The sequence below is a fragment of the Streptomyces sp. NPDC006265 genome, from assembly GCF_040613555.1.
Lineage (GTDB): Bacteria > Actinomycetota > Actinomycetes > Streptomycetales > Streptomycetaceae > Streptomyces.
Window position 1 is genome coordinate 1 of record NZ_JBEXSH010001144.1, and the last position, 2,328, is coordinate 2,328.

The window sequence follows — 2,328 nt, forward strand, 5'->3', positions numbered from 1 at the left end:
TCTGGCCATGGGGCTCGGCCTGGCCAAGGAGAAGGTGCTGGCCCCCGGACCGGATGCTGTCACCTCTGTGCTCACAACCACCTCCGAAGTGGTTCTCGAATATGGCAGCGAGGCGGAGCGATGCCCTACGGATCGCCACTCTGTGTGGGGGAGTTGAGTCCTCGGGCGCGAGGTTTCATCCAGGCGTGACAAGGGGGCCTCCGAGGGCCCGGGCGCGATTCAGCGGCCCGAGTGCTGAATGCGTTCTCCTTCTTCTATTGGACCCCCGGCCGCGCGGCGTCCAGGCTGGAGTGCACCATCGCCCGACAGCCGGAAGAGGTCACGAACCCATGCACACCCGCCGCATCGGTGACGTCGAGGTCAGCGCGATCGGCCTGGGCGCGATGCCCATGTCCATCGAGGGACGACCGGACGAGGACCGTTCCCTCGCCACCGTCCACGCCGCCCTCGACGCCGGAGTGACCCTGATCGACACCGCGGACGCCTACCACCGCGACGCCGACGAGGTCGGACACAACGAGACCTTGATCGCCAAGGCCCTCGCCTCGCGCGACCGAGGCGGCGACGTCCTCGTCGCGACCAAGGGCGGCCACCTCCGCCCCGGCGACGGGAGCTGGACGCTCGACGGCAGCCCCCGCCACCTCAAGGCGGCCTGCGAGGAGTCCCTGCGCCGGCTCGGCGTCGAGGCCATCGGCCTCTACCAGTTCCACCGCCCCGACCCGCGCGTCCCCTACGCCGAGTCCCTCGGCGCGATCCGCGATCTGCTGGACGAGGGCAAGATCCGCATGGCCGGCATCTCGAACGCGAACCCCGAGCAGATCCGGCAGGCCGTTGAGATCCTCGGCGGGCGTCTGGTCTCCGTACAGAACCAGTTCTCCCCGGCCTTCCGCTCCAGCGAGCCGGAACTGCGCCTGTGCGACGAACTCGGGATCGCGTTCCTGCCCTGGAGCCCCCTCGGCGGGATCTCGAAGGCCGGTGAACTCGGCTCGGGCCACGCCCCCTTCGCCCGCATCGCCGAGGCGCACGGCGTGAGCCCGCAGCGGGCGTGCCTGGCCTGGATGCTCGCCAAGTCGCCGGTCGTCGTCCCCATCCCGGGCGCGAGCCGGCCCGAGACGATCCGCGACTCGCTCGCCGCCACCGACCTCGCCCTGACGGCCGGGGAACTGGCGGAGCTGGACGCCGCCTGAGCAGACCACGAGACCCGGGGACGGCCGCACGCCGCCCCGGGTCTTCTGCTGCACACGACCAAGCACGCGCACGCCCTGCGCACCGGCAACCCGGGAGGACCAACCACCGATGGCATCGCCGTGGGAAAGACCACTCGACCACCCCTAACGCCGCTTCCTGTCGGTGGTGCCGCAGGAGTCGATCCTCTTCGACGGCACGATCCGCGAGAACGTCGCCTACGGCATGGACGACGCCGACGAGGAGATGGTGCGGGCGGCCCTGCGCGACGCCAACGCGCTGGAGTTCGTCGACCGGCTCCCCAGGGGCCTCGATACCCTGGTCGGCGAGCACGGCGCCCGGCTGTCCGGCGGGCAGCGGCAGCGCCTGGCCATCGCCCGGGCCCTGATCCGCGACCCCAACGTGCTGGTCCTCGACGAGGCGACCTCGGTGCTCGACACCCGCTCGGAAGCGCTCGTCCAGCAGGCGCCGGCCCGGCTGCTGCACGGGCGCACCACGTTCGTCGTGGCGCACCGGCTGTCCACCGTCCAGGGCGCCGACCGGATCGTGGTGATGGGCGACGGCCGTGTCGAGGAGATCGGCACACACGAGGAGCTCCTGCGCCGGGCTGAGGCCTACGCAGCTCTGCACAGTGGCCAGATCGCCTAAGACCGGTCGCTTACGATCACTTCTCGTCAAATCTGACCCAGGTGGGAAAATCGTGTGTATGTTTCCGCGTGGTTCGGGCATACGCAGCGAAAACAGAGAGAGGGGCGCTACGTGCTTGTACCGGACCGGAAGATCGTCAGGGAGTTGCTGACGCGGTACGCGTCGCTGAGGATCGCTCAGTCGGAGAGGCACGTGCCGACGGCGGCACGCGAACTGGAGGACGTCAGCTACACACTGTGCGTGATGATGGGGACGTCCGACGTCAGCGACGCCATGGCGAAGGCCGACGTCCTGCTGCTCACCGAGGGGCGGCCCGATGCCGCCGGGGCGGGCGGGGAGAACGGCCTGACGCTGGTCGGCTGACGGATGTGAGGCCCGGCGCGGACCGGGCAGCGCGCCTCGGCGGCACCTAGTGCCGCGGCAGGCAACGTTCGCCCCGTCACGACGCCCGGCACGCTCCCCCACGCTCTCGACTCCGCTCGAGCAGGGGGTACC

General features: G+C 70.5%; 2 protein-coding genes and 1 pseudogene. All 3 read left to right on the forward strand.

The window, feature by feature from the left end; translation table 11 throughout:
• Window positions 1-329 precede the first annotated feature (329 nt).
• The 3 genes and pseudogenes from ABZ281_RS46290 to ABZ281_RS46300 all read left to right on the forward strand — a co-directional run bounded on the left by ABZ281_RS46290 (window position 330) and on the right by ABZ281_RS46300 (window position 2,196).
• Window positions 330-1,187, forward strand: a complete 858-nt coding sequence (locus ABZ281_RS46290) for an aldo/keto reductase (protein ID WP_356664511.1) — start codon at window positions 330-332, stop codon at window positions 1,185-1,187.
• Window positions 1,188-1,335: 148 nt separating this feature from the next.
• Window positions 1,336-1,833 (forward strand): annotated as a pseudogene (locus ABZ281_RS46295) (ATP-binding cassette domain-containing protein); the annotation flags it as partial.
• 111 nt (window positions 1,834-1,944) lie between these two features.
• A complete protein-coding gene (locus ABZ281_RS46300) occupies window positions 1,945-2,196 on the forward strand; it encodes a DUF5133 domain-containing protein (protein ID WP_356664513.1) in 252 nt (83 codons plus the stop codon).
• Window positions 2,197-2,328: the final 132 nt, after the last annotated feature.

Excerpts from the sequence above, each read along its gene's own strand:
- ABZ281_RS46290 (WP_356664511.1), top strand. The coding sequence starts at position 330 with ATGCACACCCGCCGCATCGGTGACGTCGAGGTCAGCGCGATCGGCCTG.